19 protein-coding genes and 2 pseudogenes are annotated in these 21,084 nt (G+C 49.5%); 11 read left to right on the forward strand and 10 right to left on the reverse strand.

Annotated elements, in window-relative coordinates:
• Positions 1–109: 109 nt before the first annotated feature.
• Genes H6F68_RS21215 through H6F68_RS21225 form a run of 3 tightly spaced genes read right to left on the reverse strand, consistent with a single transcriptional unit; the run spans position 110 to position 3,606 of the window.
• A complete protein-coding gene (locus H6F68_RS21215; protein ID WP_190562058.1) occupies positions 110–604 on the reverse strand; it encodes a DUF6262 family protein in 495 nt (164 codons plus the stop codon).
• On the reverse strand, positions 594–2,513 hold the full coding sequence (locus H6F68_RS21220; protein ID WP_190562061.1) for a site-specific integrase: 1,920 nt from the start codon (positions 2,511–2,513) through the stop codon (positions 594–596). The genes H6F68_RS21215 and H6F68_RS21220 overlap by 11 nt, the downstream gene beginning before the upstream one ends.
• On the reverse strand, positions 2,482–3,606 hold the full coding sequence (locus H6F68_RS21225) for a tyrosine-type recombinase/integrase (RefSeq protein WP_190562063.1): 1,125 nt from the start codon (positions 3,604–3,606) through the stop codon (positions 2,482–2,484). The genes H6F68_RS21220 and H6F68_RS21225 overlap by 32 nt, the downstream gene beginning before the upstream one ends.
• Positions 3,607–3,966: 360 nt before the next feature.
• On the opposite strand from H6F68_RS21225, the gene H6F68_RS21230 reads away from it, so the two are divergent.
• Positions 3,967–4,971: a phospholipase D-like domain-containing protein gene (locus H6F68_RS21230; RefSeq protein WP_190562065.1), complete on the forward strand. Its 1,005-nt coding sequence runs from the start codon at positions 3,967–3,969 to the stop codon at positions 4,969–4,971.
• On the opposite strand, the gene H6F68_RS21235 is transcribed toward H6F68_RS21230, so the two are convergent.
• Complete coding sequence (locus H6F68_RS21235; protein WP_199300221.1) at positions 4,961–5,638, reverse strand: acetoacetate decarboxylase family protein; 678 nt, start codon at positions 5,636–5,638, stop codon at positions 4,961–4,963. The genes H6F68_RS21230 and H6F68_RS21235 overlap by 11 nt on opposite strands.
• Before the next feature lie 117 nt (positions 5,639–5,755).
• On the opposite strand from H6F68_RS21235, the gene H6F68_RS21240 reads away from it, so the two are divergent.
• From H6F68_RS21240 to H6F68_RS21260, 5 genes are all read left to right on the forward strand, one after another.
• Positions 5,756–6,955 (forward strand): NAD(P)/FAD-dependent oxidoreductase, encoded by a 1,200-nt coding sequence (locus H6F68_RS21240; protein WP_190562069.1) that lies wholly within the window; start codon positions 5,756–5,758, stop codon positions 6,953–6,955.
• A 201-nt stretch (positions 6,956–7,156) separates the two neighbouring features.
• Positions 7,157–8,008 carry a pentapeptide repeat-containing protein gene (locus H6F68_RS21245; RefSeq protein ID WP_190431838.1) on the forward strand — a complete coding sequence of 284 codons (852 nt, stop codon included), beginning with the start codon at positions 7,157–7,159 and terminating at the stop codon, positions 8,006–8,008.
• 68 nt (positions 8,009–8,076) lie between these two features.
• Complete coding sequence (locus H6F68_RS21250; protein WP_190562071.1) at positions 8,077–8,835, forward strand: HAD-IA family hydrolase; 759 nt, start codon at positions 8,077–8,079, stop codon at positions 8,833–8,835.
• Between the two features lie 53 nt (positions 8,836–8,888).
• Complete coding sequence (locus tag H6F68_RS21255) at positions 8,889–10,055, forward strand: DNA double-strand break repair nuclease NurA (protein ID WP_190562073.1); 1,167 nt, start codon at positions 8,889–8,891, stop codon at positions 10,053–10,055.
• A 177-nt stretch (positions 10,056–10,232) separates the two neighbouring features.
• Positions 10,233–11,414: an RtcB family protein gene (locus H6F68_RS21260; protein WP_190562075.1), complete on the forward strand. Its 1,182-nt coding sequence runs from the start codon at positions 10,233–10,235 to the stop codon at positions 11,412–11,414.
• A gap of 51 nt (positions 11,415–11,465) precedes the next feature.
• Here the strand turns inward: H6F68_RS21260 and H6F68_RS21265 are convergent, their stop codons facing one another.
• Positions 11,466–12,398 (reverse strand): DUF928 domain-containing protein, encoded by a 933-nt coding sequence (locus tag H6F68_RS21265; RefSeq protein WP_206755546.1) that lies wholly within the window; start codon positions 12,396–12,398, stop codon positions 11,466–11,468.
• 170 nt (positions 12,399–12,568) lie between these two features.
• Here H6F68_RS21265 and H6F68_RS21270 point away from each other — a divergent pair, with 170 nt between their 5' ends.
• Entirely contained in the window at positions 12,569–14,395 is a 1,827-nt protein-coding gene (locus H6F68_RS21270) for a ShlB/FhaC/HecB family hemolysin secretion/activation protein (protein ID WP_199300222.1), read from the forward strand.
• 107 nt (positions 14,396–14,502) lie between these two features.
• On the opposite strand, the gene H6F68_RS21275 is transcribed toward H6F68_RS21270, so the two are convergent.
• Complete coding sequence (locus tag H6F68_RS21275) at positions 14,503–15,303, reverse strand: DUF928 domain-containing protein (RefSeq protein WP_190562079.1); 801 nt, start codon at positions 15,301–15,303, stop codon at positions 14,503–14,505.
• Positions 15,304–15,386: 83 nt separating this feature from the next.
• Positions 15,387–17,429: an adenylate/guanylate cyclase domain-containing protein gene (locus tag H6F68_RS21280; protein ID WP_313930205.1), complete on the reverse strand. Its 2,043-nt coding sequence runs from the start codon at positions 17,427–17,429 to the stop codon at positions 15,387–15,389.
• A gap of 231 nt (positions 17,430–17,660) precedes the next feature.
• Between H6F68_RS21280 and H6F68_RS29840 the strand changes: the two genes are divergently transcribed.
• Complete coding sequence (locus H6F68_RS29840; RefSeq protein ID WP_399314766.1) at positions 17,661–18,101, forward strand: IS1-like element transposase; 441 nt, start codon at positions 17,661–17,663, stop codon at positions 18,099–18,101.
• On the opposite strand, the gene H6F68_RS21290 is transcribed toward H6F68_RS29840, so the two are convergent.
• Together H6F68_RS21290 and H6F68_RS21295 are read right to left on the reverse strand one after the other, a co-directional pair.
• On the reverse strand, positions 18,012–18,248 hold the full coding sequence (locus H6F68_RS21290) for a hypothetical protein (protein ID WP_190562204.1): 237 nt from the start codon (positions 18,246–18,248) through the stop codon (positions 18,012–18,014). The genes H6F68_RS29840 and H6F68_RS21290 overlap by 90 nt on opposite strands.
• Positions 18,173–18,709: a transposase gene (locus H6F68_RS21295; RefSeq protein ID WP_190562081.1), complete on the reverse strand. Its 537-nt coding sequence runs from the start codon at positions 18,707–18,709 to the stop codon at positions 18,173–18,175. The genes H6F68_RS21290 and H6F68_RS21295 overlap by 76 nt, the downstream gene beginning before the upstream one ends.
• Before the next feature lie 315 nt (positions 18,710–19,024).
• Between H6F68_RS21295 and H6F68_RS21300 the strand changes: the two are divergent.
• The 3 genes and pseudogenes from H6F68_RS21300 to H6F68_RS21310 form a co-directional block, all read left to right on the forward strand.
• Positions 19,025–19,821, forward strand: a pseudogene (locus H6F68_RS21300) (IS5 family transposase); the annotation flags it as partial.
• A gap of 46 nt (positions 19,822–19,867) precedes the next feature.
• A pseudogene (locus H6F68_RS21305) lies at positions 19,868–20,023 on the forward strand (IS1 family transposase); the annotation flags it as partial.
• Positions 20,020–20,187, forward strand: coding sequence for a hypothetical protein (locus tag H6F68_RS21310; RefSeq protein WP_190562083.1), 168 nt, complete (start codon positions 20,020–20,022; stop codon positions 20,185–20,187). The pseudogene H6F68_RS21305 and the gene H6F68_RS21310, both read left to right, overlap by 4 nt.
• Before the next feature lie 36 nt (positions 20,188–20,223).
• Here H6F68_RS21310 and H6F68_RS21315 read toward each other — a convergent pair whose 3' ends face one another.
• Entirely contained in the window at positions 20,224–21,000 is a 777-nt protein-coding gene (locus H6F68_RS21315) for a carbonic anhydrase (protein WP_190440972.1), read from the reverse strand.
• Positions 21,001–21,084 lie beyond the last annotated feature (84 nt).

A 21,084-nucleotide genomic window follows, 5' to 3' on the forward strand; every position in this document is an offset into this window, starting at 1 on the left:
GCTAATGGCTTTTAAGTTGTTCCTTACAATTCTTCCTTCCCCCTAAAGATAGTTGCAGTAAAGACGTAAAAACTGCTGAAGAGCATAGAAGTGTATTTAGCTCTCATCCTCACAACGCATTCTTTAGTGAGGCATTTCTTGATAGCTTCTGTACTTGCTCTCTTAGGGCTTCATTATCCTTACCCAAATCATTAAGCCGACTCCGTAGCTTTTTGACCTCCTGCTCCAGTTCCTCATGTCTCTCGAATAAGCCATAAGCCACTTCATGTTGCTCCCGTAGCTTTTGATTTTCTACCTCCAGTTTGCCGATCCGTCGCTTTAGAGCCGTAATAATCCCATCCTTAGAAGCACTTGAGGTGCTTTGCTTCCTGGTGGGCGGCTTAGAAGCTTGCTGCTCTCTCAGATGTTCAATGCGCTCTCTGATCTCAGCATTGTCGTAAAGCCAAGCTGTTGAGACGTGGGCAGCATTAGCAATCGACTGGAAATTAATAGGCTTGTTTTCTTTGAGGAGCTGCTTAATAGCCTGCTCAGCCCGCTCAAGTGTTGCTTGTTTCTTCTTTTGAGCATTTCGTTTCAACCCTTCAACATTCCGCTCATGTTTCATCGGAAGCCCCCTGCTGTGGAGTAATGGCAGCAATGATGCGTACTAGGTTTTCTTGTACAGGCAAGTTTTCTTTGCGAATTTCAATAGAACGCCTACTATCCGGTGCTTCTTCTGCCCACTCCAGCAGTTTGTTAGCACGCTCTAAATGCTCCTGGTGCTGATTCAGGTATCTAACATCGGTTTTGAAGTGAGTACAGGTAAGGCACTTGTTAGCACCGTAAGGGCAAGCCCCTTTAACTACAGGCAGCGTACAAAGACCGTTCGGCAAAGCCTGAGCCAAAATATTTTTCTTGAGCCATTGGGCATCAACATCATTAGGGTCTGCCCCTTCCGCTATATCTGCCGCGATCCTCCTTGGCTCAACCATCTTGCCTGTAACGTCAACCATGTTCTTTTTGAATTCTGCATACTTCTCCTTCATCGTTTGGTCGTGAATGCAAGCATAGTGGGCTGTCATTTCCGGTGACTCATGGCCCAAGAAACGCTGAATGACGTGCTGAGGAACACCGTGATTGACCATGCGAGTGCCAACCGTATGGCGGAACTGATGAGATTGGAAGTGCCAAGGGGTGCCCGATAGAGTGCAGATTTGCTTGTCATAAGCCAAGCGATTAAGAGCATCAGAAAAAACCTTTTGCTTCATTGGCTTACCTCTAGCATTGTGAAAAAGATAAGGAAAATCTGCCCCCCGCTGCACTCTGACTATCTGCTGTTGTTCTTGGATGACGGCTACAACTTCCGGGGCAATAGGAATGCTATGCTCCTTTTTCAGCTTGAACTGGTAGTAGCGGAGAAAATAATCACCGTGAGCATCACGAGTCAAGCAATCAAAAGGCATCCTACAAAGCTCACCGATCCGCATTCCGCACTCTTGTAGGATTAAAACCATCCGTGCAATGTGAGGCGGCAGAGATTCCAGATTTTGGTTTAGCTGCTCCATAACCTCTTCTGGAATGAATCTTGGCTGCGCTCTTGTATGCTTCGGGAAGTCTTCGCTATAGATCAGCCTTTTATCTGGTACGTTTGCCCAACCTTCTCTAGGGCACATCTCAAGGAAGGTTCTGAGCTGGGAAATGTATCGAGTTTTCGTATTTGCTCCTAACTTACTTGAAGCTAGGTAGCTAAGATATTCAACTATCAATGAGCGATTGATGTCGGCAGGTTGGGCTGAAGGATGATGCTTGCTCAGAAAATCAGAAAAGCTAATCAAGGTTGTAATTCTGTTTTTGCACTCCCCCCCAGAGCGAATTGAGAGACTGTACCGAATAAAGTGCTTAGCGGCTTGCTTTACCCAAGGTGAGGCGATCCTATTGAAATTGAGCTTATATTCTGACCGGGATGGATTGCAGAAGATGCCAAGACTTCTCAAATCCCATGAGTCTTTCTCGTATTCTGTTCGGTCGTCGTATGCTTTCTGAAGCAGCTTATAAATCTGACGAAACATTGTCACATAGATACTATGGAGACGATACCGACGCTCTTTTTGCTGCTTATCAATGCGTGGGGGTGTAAGCGGTTCTTTGAGTATTCCTCGCTCAGCTAGATAGGATCGCCACGACAGTTCCCATCGGTCTAGGCTTCTCTCTAGTAAGGACGTAATATGAGGAGCTACTAGATTGAGCCAGTCGGTCAAGTGCTCCAATACATGAGAGCGCCCCCAAACTGTGGCAAAGGACCACTCACCTTTTTGAAGTTTTTGGCAGTAGGCGTATTTGATTTCCGTATTGACACTTGGTGAGAAAATTTGGAATTGCAGCTTTTTATCAGCACCAAATTTTTTAGGTAAGACAAGTCCTTCCGGCTTGATAGGGCACTCGGACAACTTCCACTCGTCTCGCGCCCAAAAGTCTCCTAGTTTACTGGCTAAATTTTTTTGCTTAGTCTCTGACCAATTTTGAATCGCTTCCATCTTCCGTTCTCTTTTGCTCCCTCTTGTCCATGTAGTCTTGGTGGGCTTGCTTCATGTCCTCATCGTTCAGATGGGTATAGGTGTTGACAACTGTTTGAACGTGAGCATGGCCTAATCGCTTCTGCACACGAGCCGCATCCCATTTACTACGAATCAGTTCAGTGGCGTGGGTGTGTCTAAACATATGGGGATGAACCGCAATACCAGTTTTTTTGATCAGCCGCCGAAATAAAGCTGCTACCGCTCCGTACTTCATTGGTGCTCCTATTTCTCCGTCCCAGAGATTTACAAAAACGTAATCGGTGTAGTAGTCACCCAACTCCTCAAGCAAGTATTCGGTGTACAAGTCCATCAACTCCATTGAGACGTGGATAGGGTAAGTCTCTCTGGTCTTAGCTCTGGCACCGTTGATGTTGTCTTCTCTGGGGACAATACGGATGACATTGTCTTGAGATTCGATGTCCTCGTGCCTGAGTCCTAGGGCTTGCCCAATCCGCATTCCGGTATCGTGTAGCAAGGTAATAAGGAATTTGTCTCTAATCCGATTACACGCATCGGTTAGCTGGTCAATTTGCTCTTGAGTAAGCGTCTTGGGAATTCGCTTAGGTTCTTTAAGTTTGAGCAACTTAGTCTGAACAGGTTTGCCTTTAGTAATGTGGTGTAAAAAGCTTTTGTACCGCCTATTATGTTGAACTTGAGAGCGGTATAAAGGGATTTCATCTACTTCACCGATTCGCTCCTGAAAGTCATAAAACATGCAAACCGAAGTGATGATGGCATTAACCGTTGCCTCAGTTCGCTTAGCTTCCTGCTCGTGAATTGAGATAACTCCCGGCTGAGGTCTTCTTAGCCATGAAATGAATTCAGCCAGCTCACTCACCCCAATATTTTTCCAGTCCAGCCCAGCGTCCTTCAAGTACTCCCAATAAAGTCTTAGGTGGTAGGCATAAGACCGGATTGTGTTGGGCGATCTCCCCAGACTATCCAAATAACCAGTAAACTTGCGGATGGGTAGAATAGGCATATAGCGGTCATCTAGCACCACCCAATTTGGTCGGTTTTTATCTGGAAGGCGAACTTTTTGAACTTTCAAGATCGGATTACCATTAATCTATTTCTGTTTACTATTTTTCCAAAGTTAACTATACTAAAATAGTAAACATTACCCACTTCCTAGAAGTAGGTTTAGATAAAATTCATAGCACAGAAAAACTAGAACTAGCAACTACTTAGTTCTGGCAAGTGTTCATATTTAGTTTTGTAACGCCTAATTCTCGGCCTTCAACGTAACTAGTTTTACTAAGACGAATTGCTATAGATAACAATTCCACAAAGAGGCAGATTTAGGACTAATTCCCACTTTATTTACTAAGAAGAGGGTCAGATTTGGGGGTTAAGTTTTGATATTCATGGCGATTTCTCTCGCCCTGCCAGCCAAGGCAACGCCAACAACATGTTGCGGATTCCCAGCGCCGAATTAGCTAGCTTATTCACCCAAGAGTTCAACACTATGTGGGGCGATGGCCCTGGAGGCAAGCCCGATAGCAAGTTTGGCCTACAAAAGCCCTATCGTTCTCCCCAAACAGTTGTGCTTGGCAGCACATCAGTTACAGTGCAGTTCTCGCCTACCAGTCCCTCCCGTCCCTGGAGTCAAAGTGGGAGCGGACTCATTGGCAAAACCTTGGGTGCAGCTCAGCGATCGGTACACTTAACATTGTTTGTATTTTCCGAGCAGCGTTTAGCGAATGTCTTAGAAACTAATCATGAACGAGGCGTACAGGTACAGGCTGTCATCGATCCTAGTTTTGCCTACCGTTCCTATAGCGAAGCCTTAGACATGCTGGGCGTTGAACTTAAAGACAAGTGCCGAACCGAGCCCAACAACCATCCCTGGCAAAACCCTATTAGTTCAGTAGGGGCACCACGCCTGCCACCTGGAGATTTATTGCACAACAAGTTTGGCGTTGTTGATCAAGCCACTGTGGTTACGGGGTCTCATAACTGGACTGATGCTGCCAATACAGGCAATGACGAAACATTAGTTGTGGTTGAAAGCCCAATGCTTGCCGCTCACTACGAGCGAGAATTTGAGCGGCTATATACCAATGCCATCTTGGGGGTGCCTCCAGCAGTACAACGCAAAATGGCTGCCCAAGCGAAACAGTGCCAGTCAAGTCAGGCCCAGTCTAAGCCAACCTCAAAGCTCAAAAGCCAGCGATCGCCCGCTCCATCAACCCCTACAACCTCGCAGCCCCAGACCGCACCTAACTCAGTGGTGAACCTCAATACTGCTAGTCTGCAAGACCTGGAAACGTTGCCCGGTGTCGGTCCTGCGCTAGCCCAGCGCATTATTCAAGCTCGTCAGCAAAAACCCTTTACTTCGCTTACCGATCTCGATCGCGTGTCTGGTGTTGGCCCTAAACTCCTCGATCGCTTAGAGCCTTACGTCACTTGGTAAAGTTAGCCACCCGTTTTTGGGGCGCATCCACTCGCAATTCCATTTCTGCATGACTCACTGTGAGCCAAGGTTGCCCGAAATAAATCTGGGCCAGCGGGCTATTTGCAGGGACTTCCAAATGGCCTTTAACCACACCCAAACGTGTGTCTAAATGGGCTCCAAAAGAAAGTAAAGCTGAGTCCAATAGGCTAAAACTAGTAGCCGAAAAAGGTTGCCGCCAGAGAGAAAAAGGGGGTTCATAACGTAATGAGCAAAGCAGGCGATCGCCTTGACGTACCGTGACTTGCTGAGTTTGCCCCGCCTCCCAAGTAAACTCTGCCAGTTCTTTAGGCAATCCCCAGATTTCTCGCCCTCCTGCGACCGAATCCGGGTGGTCGACATAAATATGAGTCACCCAACCGCCAATATTGCCAGCCTGACGGATCAGCGTCGCCACAATCAATTCGTTGTACTCCAAGACTGACCCCGCTTGGTAAGCACTGAGATACACACTGGCGACTGCTTTGCCAGGCCACGGCTCCAGCACTTCTAAACCCGACGGCAGCAGCGATCGCACAGAAGCACTATCTACTAAATGTAATGTCTGCAAAGCGTGGCCTCGCAGTGTCCAAGGCGCAGAGGGATAAGGCACAGCGTTATTCTCCTGAGGTGAATAGGGGCAAACCAATCACACTGTAAAAACTCCCGTGCGCAAATCACTCTCTCTCGCGTCAGACTTACTTGAGAGGCTGGGCTTGCTATCCTGTAGACAGTTGCTCTGCTAGAATCGTCTGCGCTCCCAGCTATGACCCAACAACCAACCCGTATTTGTATTCTCGGTGGCGGCTTTGGGGGGCTTTACACCGCCCTCAAGCTCAGTCAGTTGCCTTGGACGAAGCTGGAAAAGCCTGAAATTGTTCTGGTAGACCAGCGCGATCGCTTTTTGTTTTCCCCCCTCCTCTACGAACTCGTGACAGGGGAACTACAAACCTGGGAAATTGCCCCCCCCTTTACCGAGCTGCTCGCGAACACAGACATTCGCTTCTGCCAAAACGCGATCGCTGAGATCGATACGCAAGCGCAGCAGGTGCAACTACAAGACGGCCCTACCCTTAGCTACGACTATCTAGTAGTAGCGTTAGGTGGTGAAACTCCGTTGGATCTAGTACCTGGTGCTGCCGAGTACGCCTTGCCGTTTCGCGCCCTCGCAGATGCTTACACACTCGAAGAAAGATTACGCCTCTTAGAAGCCTCAGAAGCCGATAGGATTCGGATCGCGATCGTGGGGGCAGGCTATAGCGGCGTGGAATTGGCTTGCAAACTGGCTGATCGTTTAGGCGATCGCGGTCGGTTGCGCCTCGTAGAACAAGCCGATCAAATTCTCCGAACTTCGCCAGAGTTCAACCGAGAAGCTGCTCAGAAAGCTTTGGAAGAACGAGGCGTTTGGTTAGATCTAGATACCAAAGTCGAGTCGTTGGGACCAGAAACAATTTCGCTGGAGTACAAAGGGCAAGTTGATACCCTTCCCGTCGAGTTAGTGTTGTGGACGGTCGGCACTCGCATTAATTCTGTGGTGCGCTCTCTACCTCTGAAGCAAAATCAGCGGGGCCAGCTTGTCACAACTCCGACGCTGCAAGTGGTTGATCATGCCAACATATTTGCTCTGGGCGATTTAGCCGATTGCCGAGATGCTGAGGGCAAGCAAGTTCCTTCCACGGCTCAAGCTGCTTTTCAGCAAGCTGATTATACTAGTTGGAATCTTTGGGCCTCGATTACCGGACGGCCACTTCTACCCTTCCGGTACCAGCAGTTAGGCGAAGTGATGACCCTAGGAACTGACAACGCCACCTTCACTGGCATGGGCCTTAAACTAGAAGGAAGTTTCGCTCATCTAGCTCGTCGCTTAGCTTACCTCTACCGTTTACCCACCCTAGAGCACCAGTTGAAAGTGGGAATGAACTGGATCGCGAGTCCAATTTTGGAGTGGTTAACCCCATCCTCATAGGTAGTTCAACCCAAGGTGCCTGCTATTGCGAGATCGCACGGATAGCAAATTGTCCTATAGCTTGGGAACATTAGGACTAGTATCAGGCGTGCTCCCTGGCCAATATCAGAATCAGGAATTGTTTCCCTGACCCACGCAGGGTCTTTTGCTGAAGCGCCCCAGCTGAATTTAATGGCTAACGGTATCGAGAGGTAGAAGAATATGAATGCTGCTGAGCTTCTGAGGCGTTATGCGGCAGGGGAACGGGATTTTAGCAAAACCGACCTGTGGGGTATTAATTTAAGCAAGGCCAGCCTTAGCGGCATTAACTTCAGCAAATCAGATTTGAGTGGGGCCAATCTGCAAGGGCTGAACCTGACTCAATCGGATCTGAGCGGGGCGAATTTAGATGAGGTTGACTTAAGCGGTGCCAACCTGCAAGGAATTAATCTAAGTCGCGCTAACCTCAGTAGCGCTAATCTCCGCTGGGCCTTACTCAATCGAGCTAACCTGAGCGGCTGCAACCTGAGCAAGGCAATTTTGAGTAAAGCCAACTTAAATGGTGTCAACTTGAATGGGGCCAATCTCAATGAGGCGAATCTTTGGGGGGCCAACTTGTGTGAAGCACTCTTGCAGGAAATTGACCTCAGCGGTGCCAACCTCAGAGGTGCCTATCTTTGTGGTGCTACCGTCAGTGGTGATTTGAGTTGCGCAAACTTGAGTGGCGCTAACTTAAACGGAGCAGTGCTGTCGGGTGCTAACTTGGCAGATGCAATTTTAAGCGAAGCCATTTTGAGCAGTGCTAACCTGTGGGGAGCGAATTTGAGAGGAGCTAAGCTGCGGGGTGCAGACTTAGGCAGAGCTGACTTAGGACATGCAGACTTAACTGAAGTGAATCTCAGCAAAGCGGACTTGGCAATGGCCAAGCTGATTAAGACCAATTTGACAGGGGCCGTGCTCAGTGGCGCTAACCTACGTGGCACGAACCTCAGTGAAACAGACTTGAGTACCGCTAACCTGATGGGTACGGATTTACGAGGCGCAATCATGCCCAACAACACCATTCATAGTTGATGAATGTAAAACCAATACGTTAAGGTCGTCAGCAGCGTATTAGTTACTAACACCCTAATTTGCCTGTGATGGAGCGACCTAGAGTAATTTTTTTGGATGCCGTGGGGACTTTATTTGGCATCCAAGGGAGCGTTGGAGCTATTTACAGCCAGCTTGCTCAACAATTTGGTGTGGAAGTATGTGAGGCTGATTTGAATCTCGCCTTTGGTCAGAGTTTTCGACATAGTAGCCCAGCCGCTTTTCCGGGTGCTGAGCCGAGTGAAATTCCAGTTCTAGAGTTTGAATGGTGGCAAGCGATCGCACAGCAAACCTTTGCCCAAGCTGGCGTTCTGCAACAATTCTCAGATTTTGCCACCTTTTTTAAGGAACTTTATGCCTACTTTGAGACGCCTAGCCCGTGGTTTGTGTATCCAGAAGTGCCGCTGGTTCTAGAAGGATGGCGATCGCAAGAGATTGAGTTGGGGATACTGTCTAATTTTGACTCTCGGTTGTATTCTGTATTAGGCGCACTCGGCCTAGCAAAATTTTTTACCTCAATTACCATCTCTACGGAGGTGGGTGCTGCTAAACCTAGCCCCGCTATTTTTGCGGCGGGTTTGGAAAAACATCACTGTGATGCGATCGCCGCTTGGCATATTGGCGACAGTTATCAAGAAGACTATGAAGCAGCGCAAGCCGTTGGGCTGCAAGGCATTTGGTTAAACCGTACTGACAAGTCAGTTCCAATTCGTAGTTATCCCTCCCCTTCACCTGCCATGCTTACGCCTGTCCCCCAACCACGAGCGATTCGCAACCTAAGTGAATTAAGCGAATTGATCACTCGGTAACCCAACTTCCTACTCTTTCTGTGGCCTGTCTCTGATACTACTGACTGACAATCATGGCTCTCAAATCTGCTCAAGTCCTTGCCCTTCTGCAAGCCAAGCAAGCTGACTTCAAAACCTTCGACCAAACAGCTTTGCATGCCTTACAAAAGTATCGTGCTGCTCTAGCAGAGGCATCTCAGAAAACAGCAATAGAACTTGAGCAGATGTTAGGCGCTGCTCGCGCTGTAGGAGCTAGACCACTCGAACCTGTAGGGAATTTCCTGAATTGGGTGATTCCCTCAAATTTGGTCTGGCAGAACCGAGAGCAAAGTTTGAGTTGGGTGCGCGATCGCTTGATTGGGATTGCCACCTTTGCTGTGGATGGTTCCCAAATTTTTCCCACTAAGGATTTCTCAATTCCAGTTGCTCTTGTGCAGATTGGTTGGTTCGAGAATTTACATCTGCCCAGCGGCACCTACGAGAAGGATGTAGCTCTGGATGTAATGACTCCGGCTGAACTCAAGGTGAACCATAGTGGAGAGCCTGTCGATCGCCGCGTGAATATGCGACGGTTTGAGATGGAGACGCAGCGACTGATCCAGTACATGCAGGAACACAAAAACTGCAATGACTGTTTAGTCTTTTTTGATGGTTCTCTAATTGCGACGTTCGCCGAAGCCTTCGACCCAGACACCCGCGCCTTCTATGTCGATTGCCTCCTGGAACTGCTGCAAACTAGCGAAGATTATCGAGTGCCGCTGGTCGCTTACATCGACACTTCCTACGCTCGCGACTTGACGGTGATGTTGCAGCAGGGCTTTAAGTTACCAGAAGCAAATGCAATTCACGATGCCCAGTTGCTCAGCAAGTTCATGAGTTGGGGCGATCGCACTCCCCTGTTTCTCTGCCAGCGATCGGGGATTTTGGGTCAATATCAAGCCCATGCTGACAAGATTGCTTTCACCTACCTCAAAACCACTCACGATGGCTATCCCGCTCGCTTAGAAATGCCCGTTTGGATGTATGAAGCAGGCATTGTCGATCGCGCTTTAGATTGGGTACGAGGTGAAGTCGTCATTGGCAACGGCTACCCTTATGTGATCGAAACTGCTGACCAAACCGCTGTACTACAAGCAGAAGATCGCCATACGTTTTACCGAATTTTCCAAGACTGGGCAGAAAAGGAAGAATTGAATCTGCGCTTATCTCGCAAGATGGTGAGTAAAGCCCGCCGTCGTTGAAACAGCGCGATCGCCACTCATCTCTAGTCACCCATCTCTAAAGCGAGAAGATTCAGGATTTGCAAAGTGCCAGTCACCAACACTTGACATCTTGTATTACGTTTGTAGTATAAATAATACAGACGCTCCAGCATTGGCTCGGGAGTTAGCCCTGTTTGCTTCAGGAGGCAAACGTTTATGCCTTACGAAAAATTAGAAATTTCTACCCCTAAGCCTATTTTGTCTTGGGCTAACCATTCCCTCGGAGCCGATGAAAGCAAAATGGCTAAGAACGTGGCGTCTTTGCCATTTGTGTTTAAGCATGTCGCTCTGATGCCTGATGTGCATTTAGGCAAAGGAGCCTTAGTGGGGTCTGTGGTTGCCACCAAAGAGGCGATCGTTCCAGCGGCAGTGGGAGTAGATGTCGGTTGTGGTATGTGTGCTATCAAAACTCCATTTACAGCCAGCCAACTAGAAGGCAAGCTCAAGCAAATTCGGCTAGACATTGAAGCTGCAATTCCGGTTGGCTTCCATGAAAACAAAGAAACCGACAAAACCGTGCTCAACTGGCAAGGCTGGCGTGAGTTCAAAGACTTGCATGCTGGGGTGCAACGCCTAGAAACCAAAGCCATGAAGCAAATGGGTTCTCTCGGTGGCGGTAATCACTTTCTGGAAGTTTGTGTGGATGCTGAGGAGCAAGTATGGCTGATGCTGCATTCTGGCTCTCGCAACATCGGCAACATGCTGGCCCAAAACCACATTGGTACTGCGAAAGAACTTGCCAAACTAGCAGACAATCGCTTGCCTGATCCTGATTTGGCCTACTTTGTCGCTGGTACACCTGAGTTTGCGGCTTATTGGCACGATTTGCAGTGGGCTCAAGGTTACGCCCGCTTCAACCGAGATGTAATGATGGCACGGTTCAAACGAGTGGTGGAAAAGCATTTAGCTGGGGGCAAACCCACTAAGGTGCTGCTATCTGTGAACTGCCACCACAACTATGCCGAAAAAGAAGTGCACTTCGGCGAAGAAGTCTACGTCACTCGCAAGGGAGCTGTGCGTGCCCGCAGTGAGGACTATGGCATTATTCCTGGCTCTATGGGAGCCAAGTCCTTCATTGTCAAAGGCAAGGGCAATGCCGAAAGCTACTGCTCTTGCAGCCACGGTGCAGGACGAACCATGTCTCGCAATAAAGCTAAGTTGCAGTTTTCCTTGGATGACCTAATCCAGCAAACGGATGGCGTCGAGTGCCGCAAAGACGCAGGCGTGCTAGATGAAATTCCCGCCGCTTACAAATCTATCGAGCAGGTCATGGCCAACCAGTCTGACTTAGTTGAAGTGGTAGCCACGCTGAAGCAAGTGGTTTGCGTCAAAGGCTAAACCCAGGTTACTAGGGAGCGATCGCCCTCTCTAACCCAATCAGGAGCACGTTCATCCCTCATCCTTCACACAGATGAGAGGTCGATTGGCGATCGCCTCCAGTTCCACCGACTTGATTAGCTCGTTCCAACTAGCAACTAAAGCAGCATCTTTGGGACGATCACAACGTTGGTCTACCAGCGTTTCAATCGTATTAAACCAAATGCCATTTTGGGCATAGACAGCAGGGCGATCGCGAGGGTCAGCCTGCTTTAATTGTTGATTCACAGTTGAGCTAGGAGTCACTCGTTGCACCCAGCCGTCCACTGTTACATCTTGGGTGCGATCGCCCGGATTGCAAATGAGAGACACAGACCAACGATAGTCTTGACCCGACTTTAAGGGAGGCAGATTTACATCTGTTGGTAAGTTGAGGCTGGCAATTCCTGCTTCGCCCGTAATGCTAAAGGTGGTTTTGTATATCAAGTTGCGGTTCACTTGTTTGGCATCTACGTCATAAAGAGCAAACTCTACTAAAGACGCATTGCTTGCTGGCAGAGACCAGAAAAATTGGGGATAAGCTGCGGTCGTCAAGCCCAAGTTGGTAGTGGGTAACAAAGCCACTAACGGGCCAGAATTCGCTGGCAAGCATTCTGTTGAACTTGGGCCTCTAGAACCTGCACCCTGCCGTCGGCCTGGCAACCTGGGCACAGGTGCAGTTCCACGCGTTCCAGGAGCTTCTAAACGAGGTGACACAAATGCTCTGGTCCCCGCTCCGACTCGCCGACCTGGTAGTTTGCGACCAGTGGCTCTAAATTGCAGTGCTGAGGCTGAGGCTGACGAAAAGCTGCTTTCCACCCAGCCAAACAAACCGATCATTAGGCCAGCAGCGATAAAAGTTTTGGAAATATTAACTTGAAGCATAGAAAAACTCTTGTGGATCGATTCAGCAGTAGCATCCCGCAGGCTTAAAGCCACACCGGGAGACACAGCAAAAACTGCCACTCATTGATGACGAGGGTTGCCCCAATTGTAAGTCTCTCGCTCAAGATTCAAGATTAAACGCAGCTGACATACAGTCTTTTCGCTGGCCTTAATGATACTGATCAATAAAATTTGGACCGTAGAATAGAGGGCAGCAAATTGTGCGGCAGCAGCAACGATTGGGGTAGAGTGTGAGAAAAATTTTTTGGCAGTTTTTTGAGCAGAGACAAGCAATCGCCTCTAAAACCCAGATTTTAGGGCTGTTAATCTCGACCTTGGCAGTACCGATTCAGCTCAATCCCAATTCAGCTTGGGCTAGTGTAACTACACTCCCCGTTGATCCAGGGCTGAATCATCAAGTTGCTCAAGCTGTGCCTACGCCGCCTAGTAATCCGCAGCCTGACCCAAATCAGGACCGCTTCCTGCAACCCCAACCAACCCTGCCCGCTCCCGCTCCTACGGAAGAAGAACAGCCAATCTTACCCACGCCTACCCCAGAAACGCCTCCCGCCCAGCCTGATGTCACGATTCCTGTTAAAGAGATTGAAGTGATTGGCAGTACGATTTTCGGGCCACGGGAACTGGACTCGATCGTGCAGCCTTACGAAGGACGCTCCTTGAGCTTGGAGGAACTGCGGACAGTAGCGGATGCCATTACCCAGCTTTATCTCAACAGAGGCTACATCACCTCTCGTGCCATCCTGGTGGATCAAACGATTACAGATGGCGTCGTCAGAATTCGTGTGATTGAAGGTAGCTTGGAGCGGATTGAAGTCGAAGGCAATCGCCGAGTTAATACAGGTTACATTCGCGATCGCATTCAGTTGGGAGCCAAAACGCCGCTGAAGAAAGACGATCTAGAAGACCAATTGCGCCTGCTCAAAACTGATCCTCTGTTTAAGAACATCGAAGCGAGTTTACGGGCAGGTGAACAGCTCGGCCAAAGCATTTTGACCGTTCGGGTTACGGAAGCAAACCCGTTTGACTTTTACCTCAGCGCTGACAACTATTCCCCGCCCAGTGTGGGATCTGAGCGTCTAGGCGTGAGTGCCGTGCATCGCAACTTAACTGGGCTCGGCGATCAACTTGCGGGTGCCTACTACGTTTCTACAACGGGGGGTGCTGAGTTGTACGACTTCAGTTACCGAGTCCCGATTAATGCCATGAACGGCACGATTCAGTTGCGGGCTGCTCCCAATGACTACAAGATTACCGATCCAGAGTTTTCGGAACTGGGTATTCGCGGCAGCTCGGAGTTGTACGAGATTAGCTATCGTCAACCATTGGTGCGATCGCCCCGCGAAGAATTGGCCCTCTCTTTGGGCTTTACCTTCCAAGATGGGCAAACTTTTCTGTTCAACGACATTCCTAATCCGTTTGTGATCGGGACTGGCCCTAATGGTGTTAGCCGTACCAGTGTGATCAAGTTTGGTCAAGATTACGTCAAACGTGATCCAACAGGTGCTTGGGCCTTGCGATCGCAGTTTAATGTCGGGGTGGATGTGTTTGATGTCACCACCAATCCCGATCCAATTCCTGATGGGCGGTTCTTTAGCTGGTTAGGGCAAGCGCAGCGGGTCCAAGCGCTCGGCACGGATAATTTGCTAATTGCTCAATTAGATTTGCAACTCACACCCGATAGTCTCTTACCCTCACAGCAGTTTGTGATTGGCGGCGGGCAGTCGGTGCGAGGGTTCCGCCAAAATGCCCGCTCTGGGGATAACGGGGTGCGCTTCTCACTCGAAGATCGGATTGCTTTGCAGCGGAACGAAGCAGGATTGCCGATTCTCCAGCTAGCACCTTTCTTTGACTTAGGAGCGGTGTGGAACGATGCCAGAAATCCTAACGAAATCAACAATGAGCGGTTCTTGGCAGGAGCAGGGGTAGGACTATTGTGGCGACCCGTCGCAGGTCTAAACATTCGCTTAGATTATGCCTTTCCCCTAGTGGACTTGAGCGATCGCGGCCAGAACGCCCAAGATGAAGCCTTCTACTTCAGTGTGGTGATTCGTCCTTAACTGATCCGCTTTACCAAGGGTTGCCGACCATTGTGAAGGCAGCCCAATAGTAAGGATGGGAGAGTTCGCGATCGCCCTACCAGCGGGCCAAATAAAATCGGTCAGCGCTAGCGAGTACTGCTTGAAGTCGAGGGTTTGGAAGTGGAACTGGTAGAACGAGTATCTTCTGAAGCTCGGTTAGTTTGAGAGCAGCACTGCACTAAAGGCGCTTTAGCTACAGTGTCTAACCCCACCGACTTCAACAAAGTTTCCCAATCTGTCGTTAAGGCGCGATCGCGAGGGTTGGCGCGGCGTAACTCACTTAAGCTCTTGAGCGTATCGTTCCAGATGCCCTCTTTGGCATAAATAGCAGGGCGATCGCGTGGAGCAGCTTTGGTTAGTTGATTTCCTAGGTCGCGGCTAAGGCTCACCCGTTGCACCCATCCTTGGACAAAATCAACGGCTGAAGGATCGGACGGATTGCAGATTAAAGAAAACGTCCAAGAGTAATTCTTGTTCACTTCTAGCGGCGGTAAGGTCGCATTTGCGGGCAGGGTGACGTTGATGACTCCTGGCGACCCAGTAATCGCAAAAGTTGTTTTGTAGATTTCCTGTTTCTTCTCATTGTTCAGCACAAATTCAGCGGTGCGTGCTGGTGTGGGCGGAATGAACCAGAAGAAAGTGGGATATTTCTCAGCAGTTAGCCCCAGATTAGTATCGGGGATCAAGGCGACTAAAGGCTGCTTCGGATTCGTGCAAGGCCCACGAGTCCCCGCACCGACCCGACGACCTGGCAGACGACGCTTGACAGTAGTAGATGGCTGCTGGCTTTGGGCCAGAGTGAGGGTGGGCCAGCTGCAAACAAATAACCCTAGAGAGAGAGCTAGGCAATTTTTCAGCAAAGTTGTCCGAGATTGTTTTTGACGCATACTGATCACCCGTAGGTCGCATAACTTAAGATTCACCAGCAAAGATACGGCATCCGCAAGTTCGTCTGCCCTAATCCGCTACCTCAATGAGAATCTACCGTTTTGGTTTCTATGTCTACCTGGGTGACAAAGGGTTCTTGAGGGATCTCAACGCTCGCCAGGGTAGGGCTGTCCAAAGCAGGAGCGATCGCCTCAGCATCTGGAGTCTGCCAACCAATGACTCGATAGACATCTACCATTTGTTGTTTGCCTTTGAGAGCCAGTGGTCCCCAAGCTTCAACCGCAAATTGCTGCTTCAAATGCTCTAAAGTTTCCTGGGCAATCAAGACACGGCAAAAATCTACATGGCGATCTTTTTCATAGCTTTCTAAGCGGGATGCAATATTGACACTATCGCCAATCACGCCGTACTCTAAACGGTTTTTGCCACCTAAGCTGCCGACGACCACCGGGCCTGTAAAGATGCCTGCTCGCATCTGCACAACGGGTAAACCGCGCGCTTGCCAACCCGGATTTAGTTCTCGTAGGCGATCGCCAAAAGCCAAAGCACAAGCTACTGCTTGCTTGGCATCTTCCGCAATTTCAGCTGCACTAGTACGTGGCACCGGAACGCCAAAGACTGCCATCAGCCCATCCCCAGTGAACTTATTAATAATGCCGTGGTGGGTTTGCACCTCCTGGGTCATCACAGATAGATATTCGTTCAACCAGTTCAACAAAGCCTCAGGAGACATCTGCTCAGAGACGGTGCTGAAGTCTTTGATATCAGTGAACAATACGGTCGCGGTCAGCCGTTGTCCAGGGAGTTTGCCCGACTTGAGCAGGCGATCGCGGCTACTCCACAACGCAGCAGCAATCTCTGGGGAAGTGTTCTGGCCGAGCAAGGTCATCACTGTTTTCTGTTGGCGTTGGGCTTGCTGCGCGCGGTAACTGACTACCAAGCCCACCGTCATGACAGCTGCGATCGCTGGGGTCATCACAGGCACCCAGCCTTGGTGGAGGAAGATTCCAAAGGTGCTGCCAGTCAGCACGCCCAGCATCAGAATGCCGCTCAGAGCTAAAGTGAACGGTTGGCGCATAATCCAAGCAACCGCACCGCCCACTACCGACCAACTGGCAATCCACAAAATCTCGGCCCACTCTGGCCAAAACCAAAACAGCGGGCGATCGTCGGAGACAGCATCCAAAATCTGGCTTACCATTTGCGCATGAATTAGTACCCCTGGCATGTTGGGATTATTCACCCAAGCCGCTGAACTGTAGGGAGTGAAAAATTCGTCTTTAAGGCTAGGCGCGGTGGTGCCAATTAGGACAATCTTGTCTTTAATTAAGGCGGGATCAACTTGCTGGTCGAGGAGCTGCGTCAGCGTTACCTGTGGTGATACATCGCGAGCGGCACGATAATTCAACAGAATTTGATATGCATCTGCATCCACATTTTGATAACCGCCCGCATTCGTTTGCAAAGGTGTGAATATAGCTTTGCCCCAGCGGACCTTGCCATAGTCTTTCCAAGCTGCTTGGGGCAACTGTTTCTGGGATGCCAAGTAATGCTGAGCCACCCGGAGGGAAAAGGAGTATAGCTCTGTGGTTTCTGTATTGCCAAACATGAAGTTGCGGCGAATGACGCCATCGGCATCTGTCACCACATCGTTGAAGCCCACGCGATCGCTCGGTACCACCATCGGAGGCGGCGTACCGCCACTCTCTGTATCACCAATATTGGTAATCGCAATCAGATTGGACGCTTTAAACTGCTGAGTCAGCAATTTCCAACCCGGTTCTTGCGGAAAATTGCGGTACAGATCTAAGCCAATGACTCGGGGTTTGGCTTTTTGCAAATTTGCTAAAGCCTCCGCCAGCACTTGATCAGAGATCGGCCATCGCTGCTGCTTCTTTAAGTCTGCTTCGGTAATGGCAACCACTAAAAACCGCTGATCAGGGGTAGCTTGGGGACGAAGCTGTACCATGCGATCGAACGCCACGAGTTCTAGAGATTGCAACCCTCTCATAGGGCGCACACTCAGCACTAATCCAGTCACGACAAGACTGGCGATCGCCACGACTGGCACACCCGTTAAATCTGACCACTCAATCCGAAGCGCAGGAGGAAATTTGAGGATCACAGAAGTTCTCAGCTAGTTAATCAAGTCAACTCATTGGTACTGATACACTACAAGCTACAACCTGCAACCATCCCTGAGCTGCTGACTCTGATAGTTTAGTAAACCCAGAGTCCGCTGAAACAACCATGCCCCAATGGCTTAATCGGAAAAAGGCTTCATCTGGTTTGTAGTGTTCTAGACCTGTGGATTTGGGACAGAATGGAATCAGCTCACTTGCCCTAAATTCCAACGATGCTCCTAGAGCCTATTGACTGTCCAAGTTGCAATAGCACTAACATTGTCAAACACGGAAAGTCAACCGAAAGAAAACAACGATACAAGTGTCGGAACTTGGATTGTTCCCGTTCTACCTTCATCTTGCGATACTCCTACCTAGACCATTTGCCTGAGGTCAAGCAAAGGATTAGTGAGATGGCAATCAATGGCAGTGGCATCCGAGATACGGCACGAGTGCTCAAGATTAGCTCCACAACGGTGATTGAACTCAGGACAAGAGGAATCAGAAGGTGTTGGAGGCTCAGACTCCGGTGGAGGAGATTGAGACTGAATCAACTGCTCAATGCGCTCATCGAACTGTTGCAGTTAGACTTCGAGAAACTCCAGTTGTTCGAGATGAGTTTGGATCAAAAAGCGATGATGTTCTCGTACCCGGCCTGTAAGAGCTTCATTTAAGGCGGATTGTTCGCCTCGCAATCGTCCTTTTGCATGTGCTGCTAGAGCTTCTGGGTTCTCGGTTCCACTGACTAGCGCTTTGAGTATGGCTCTGGCAGAGACGCCACTAATATCAGTAACGACGATGCCAGTTTGCGATTGGCCCATTCCAGCACCTTCTGTAAGCGGTTGATGATACAAGCCTTGTCACGGATAAGGGTGGTGCGCTGGCGGGTTAAATCTCGTAGGTCTCGCTGGGGGAGCGGTGGGATAAAACTCCCTCGCACTAACCCATAGCTTAGTAGCTCAGCCAACCATTCCACATCTTTGACATCGGTTTTGCGTCCTGGTACTTGTTTGAAGTGGTGCGAGTTAACCACCCTCACCTCGAAACTGCTTTCAAGCAAGTTGTAGACGGGTTTCCAATACTCCCCCGTACTCTCCATCGCCACATGGGTGATGTGTTCACTCGACAACCAGTTACACAAGCTCAGCAGTTCACGAGTGGTAGTACCATAGGTTCGCGTTTCTCGCTTCGGTTTGCCGCTTTCACTCGAGTTTAGGCAGCAAACCACAACGGTCTTTTTGTGGACATCGATTCCAGCGCAGCACTCATGAGTCACTTGCATCTGATGGTCCTCCAATGGAGTTGAACTGGTTCGCCCGCTATGAAGGTAATCGATCCTGCTTTGGGTGCTACCTCAGAGTCAATGAGATGCACAAGTGGTTGTGCCGTTAGCGGGCGCGGTCAGTCTCCTGCTCAGGCTTGGGGCACTAGTTCCAATCCGACCTCTAAACCAGTTTGTCAGTGTGACTTTAGCACTTTCATCCCCGGTTGTGAGCAGCCGCTCATGATGTCTCTTGCAGATTAGCTTCTTGAGAGAGTTGCTAAGGCTTTGAAAATGAGAAAAATCAGGATATTACCATTGAAAAGCGTCCTGATGATGAACTACACGATAGCGCAAACTCTGTCCCCTAATCACTTTAAGCGTCGTTTTGGGGTTCAACGGAACACCTTTCGCCAGATAGTCAACACCCTCAGCCCGTTGAGGCGACCTGTTCCCAAACCGGGTGCTAAACCAAAGCTAGCTCTTGAGGAGCGGGTGCTGGTGGCATTGGAATATTAGCGAGAGTATCGCATCTACTTCCACATTGGCAGCAGTTGGGGCGTTAGCGAAGTGAGTGTCTGTCGCATTGTGCACTGGGTTGAGGATGCCTTGATGCGCTCTGGTCGGTTCCGCTTACCAGGCAAGAAACAACTGCTGCAGGGCTTTGCCAAACCGCAGGTGGTCGGGCTCGATGTGACTGAAACTCTCACTGAGCGACCGCAGCGCCGTCAGCGGTGGTTCTACTCAGGCAAAAAGAAGAGACACACCCTCAAATGCCAACTGGTCGTTGAGCCAGCGACAGGCCACATCCTCTGCACCTTTTTCAACAAGGGACGTCGTTCACGATTTCAAATTGTTTCAAGCCTCAGGGGTTCATTATTCATCCCCAAACGCAAAGTTTGCAGGATAAGGGCTACCAGGGGATGCAGAAACTTCATCCCAACAGTTGCTTGCACAAGAAGAAACCGAGAGGTGGGCAACTGAGCCGTGACGACAAAGTTTACAATCGCACCTTAGCTCGCAATCGGGTCGTGATTGAGCAGGTCAATCGCTGCTTGAAGATTTTTAGAATCTTGGCTGAGCGCTATCGCAATCGCCGTCGTCGCTTTGGGCTGCGATGCAATTTGATTGCTGTCTTTGTACGACTATGAGCAGTCTCAGTCTCATGGATTAGTTCCAATCTGCAAGAGGTCTATTGAGCGCAACCATTTGACCTTGAGAACTTAGATTAAGCGCTTAGCTCGTAAAACGATTTGTTTCTCTAAATCCATCTGGCTACATGATGTTGTCATTGGATTGTTCATTAATCGCCATGAGTTTGGTCGAGCCGTTTGACTACTTCCACAGGTCTAGAACACTACCGGGCTGGGCAAAACATTCTCCAAAAAATTAGCGATCGCCAATTCCATCAATTAGTGATGGCGAATATGGCGATCGCAGGGGTGCTGATGTTGTGGGAACAGCGCGATTTAATGACCTTTTGGCAGGTGATCCATTAATCAGCGTTTGCCCTAATCAGCAATTGCATTCAGCGATTAATAGGAGCCGCGATAAATCCGGTGCGCTTGCTCGCGGGGTAGCCAGCTGTAAGCAGACAATTCATCTTCTGGAAAATTACGACTAGGCTTAGGCTCTGGAGGCGCAGGCTTTGATTCGGTAACCGCAAAGTTGGGCCAAGTTCTCGACGAGATTTTGCTGTGAGGGGGCAGAAATTCGTGTTCCTCGGGATCGTAAGACAAAACTTCTCCAGTTTCGATGCTGTAAACCCAACCGTGGAGGGCTAGCTTGCCTTCGTGGAGCTTGGAGTGGATCACTGGATAGGTTTTCAGGTTTTCTAGTTGGGTAATCACGTTTTCCGCGATCGCCGATTCTAAAAGTTCTTCCCCTTCGCGATCGCTGTAATGCTCTCGGAGCAGACGGCGAGTGGCTTCGGCATGCTTGAGCCATTCGTATACCAGGGGCATCTCTTCTTCTAAGCTGCTGAGCTTGAGTAAGCCTTTCATAGCTCCGCAGTGCGAGTGACCACACACAATTACCTGCTCGATTCCCAAAGCGTGAATCGCATACTCTACGGCTGCGCCTTCTCCACCGTTCGCGGCCCCAAAGGGAGGAATTAAGTTACCAGCATTGCGGATAACAAACAGCTCCCCGAGCTGGGCTTGGGTAATCAAGTTGGGGTCAATCCGGGAATCGGAGCAAGCGATAAACAGCACTCTCGGCTTCTGACCATGCGCGAGTTGTTCAAACAGGTCTTGGTGTTGGCTGAAATATCCGGCCTGAAACTCCCGCAGACCTTTGATCAATTTCTTCATAAAGGCGGCTCGATTCCCATCATAGGTAATTAATTTTAGTTGGTTTCTGCCCCAACTCTGATTAATGTTCCTAATGAAAGGCTT

It is taken from the genome of Trichocoleus sp. FACHB-262 (assembly GCF_014696035.1).
Lineage (GTDB): Bacteria > Cyanobacteriota > Cyanobacteriia > FACHB-46 > FACHB-46 > Trichocoleus.

Excerpts from the sequence above, each read along its gene's own strand:
- H6F68_RS21240 (WP_190562069.1), top strand. The coding sequence starts at position 5,756 with ATGACCCAACAACCAACCCGTATTTGTATTCTCGGTGGCGGCTTTGGG.
- H6F68_RS21260 (WP_190562075.1), top strand. The coding sequence starts at position 10,233 with ATGCCTTACGAAAAATTAGAAATTTCTACCCCTAAGCCTATTTTGTCT.
- H6F68_RS21315 (WP_190440972.1), bottom strand. The coding sequence starts at position 21,000 with ATGAAGAAATTGATCAAAGGTCTGCGGGAGTTTCAGGCCGGATATTTC.
- H6F68_RS21250 (WP_190562071.1), top strand. The coding sequence starts at position 8,077 with ATGGAGCGACCTAGAGTAATTTTTTTGGATGCCGTGGGGACTTTATTT.
- H6F68_RS21245 (WP_190431838.1), top strand. The coding sequence starts at position 7,157 with ATGAATGCTGCTGAGCTTCTGAGGCGTTATGCGGCAGGGGAACGGGAT.
- H6F68_RS21215 (WP_190562058.1), bottom strand. The coding sequence starts at position 604 with ATGAAACATGAGCGGAATGTTGAAGGGTTGAAACGAAATGCTCAAAAG.
- H6F68_RS21290 (WP_190562204.1), bottom strand. The coding sequence starts at position 18,248 with ATGGGCCAATCGCAAACTGGCATCGTCGTTACTGATATTAGTGGCGTC.
- H6F68_RS21295 (WP_190562081.1), bottom strand. The coding sequence starts at position 18,709 with ATGCAAGTGACTCATGAGTGCTGCGCTGGAATCGATGTCCACAAAAAG.
- H6F68_RS21255 (WP_190562073.1), top strand. The coding sequence starts at position 8,889 with ATGGCTCTCAAATCTGCTCAAGTCCTTGCCCTTCTGCAAGCCAAGCAA.
- H6F68_RS21230 (WP_190562065.1), top strand. The coding sequence starts at position 3,967 with ATGTTGCGGATTCCCAGCGCCGAATTAGCTAGCTTATTCACCCAAGAG.
- H6F68_RS29840 (WP_399314766.1), top strand. The coding sequence starts at position 17,661 with ATGCTCCTAGAGCCTATTGACTGTCCAAGTTGCAATAGCACTAACATT.
- H6F68_RS21275 (WP_190562079.1), bottom strand. The coding sequence starts at position 15,303 with ATGCGTCAAAAACAATCTCGGACAACTTTGCTGAAAAATTGCCTAGCT.
- H6F68_RS21220 (WP_190562061.1), bottom strand. The coding sequence starts at position 2,513 with ATGGAAGCGATTCAAAATTGGTCAGAGACTAAGCAAAAAAATTTAGCC.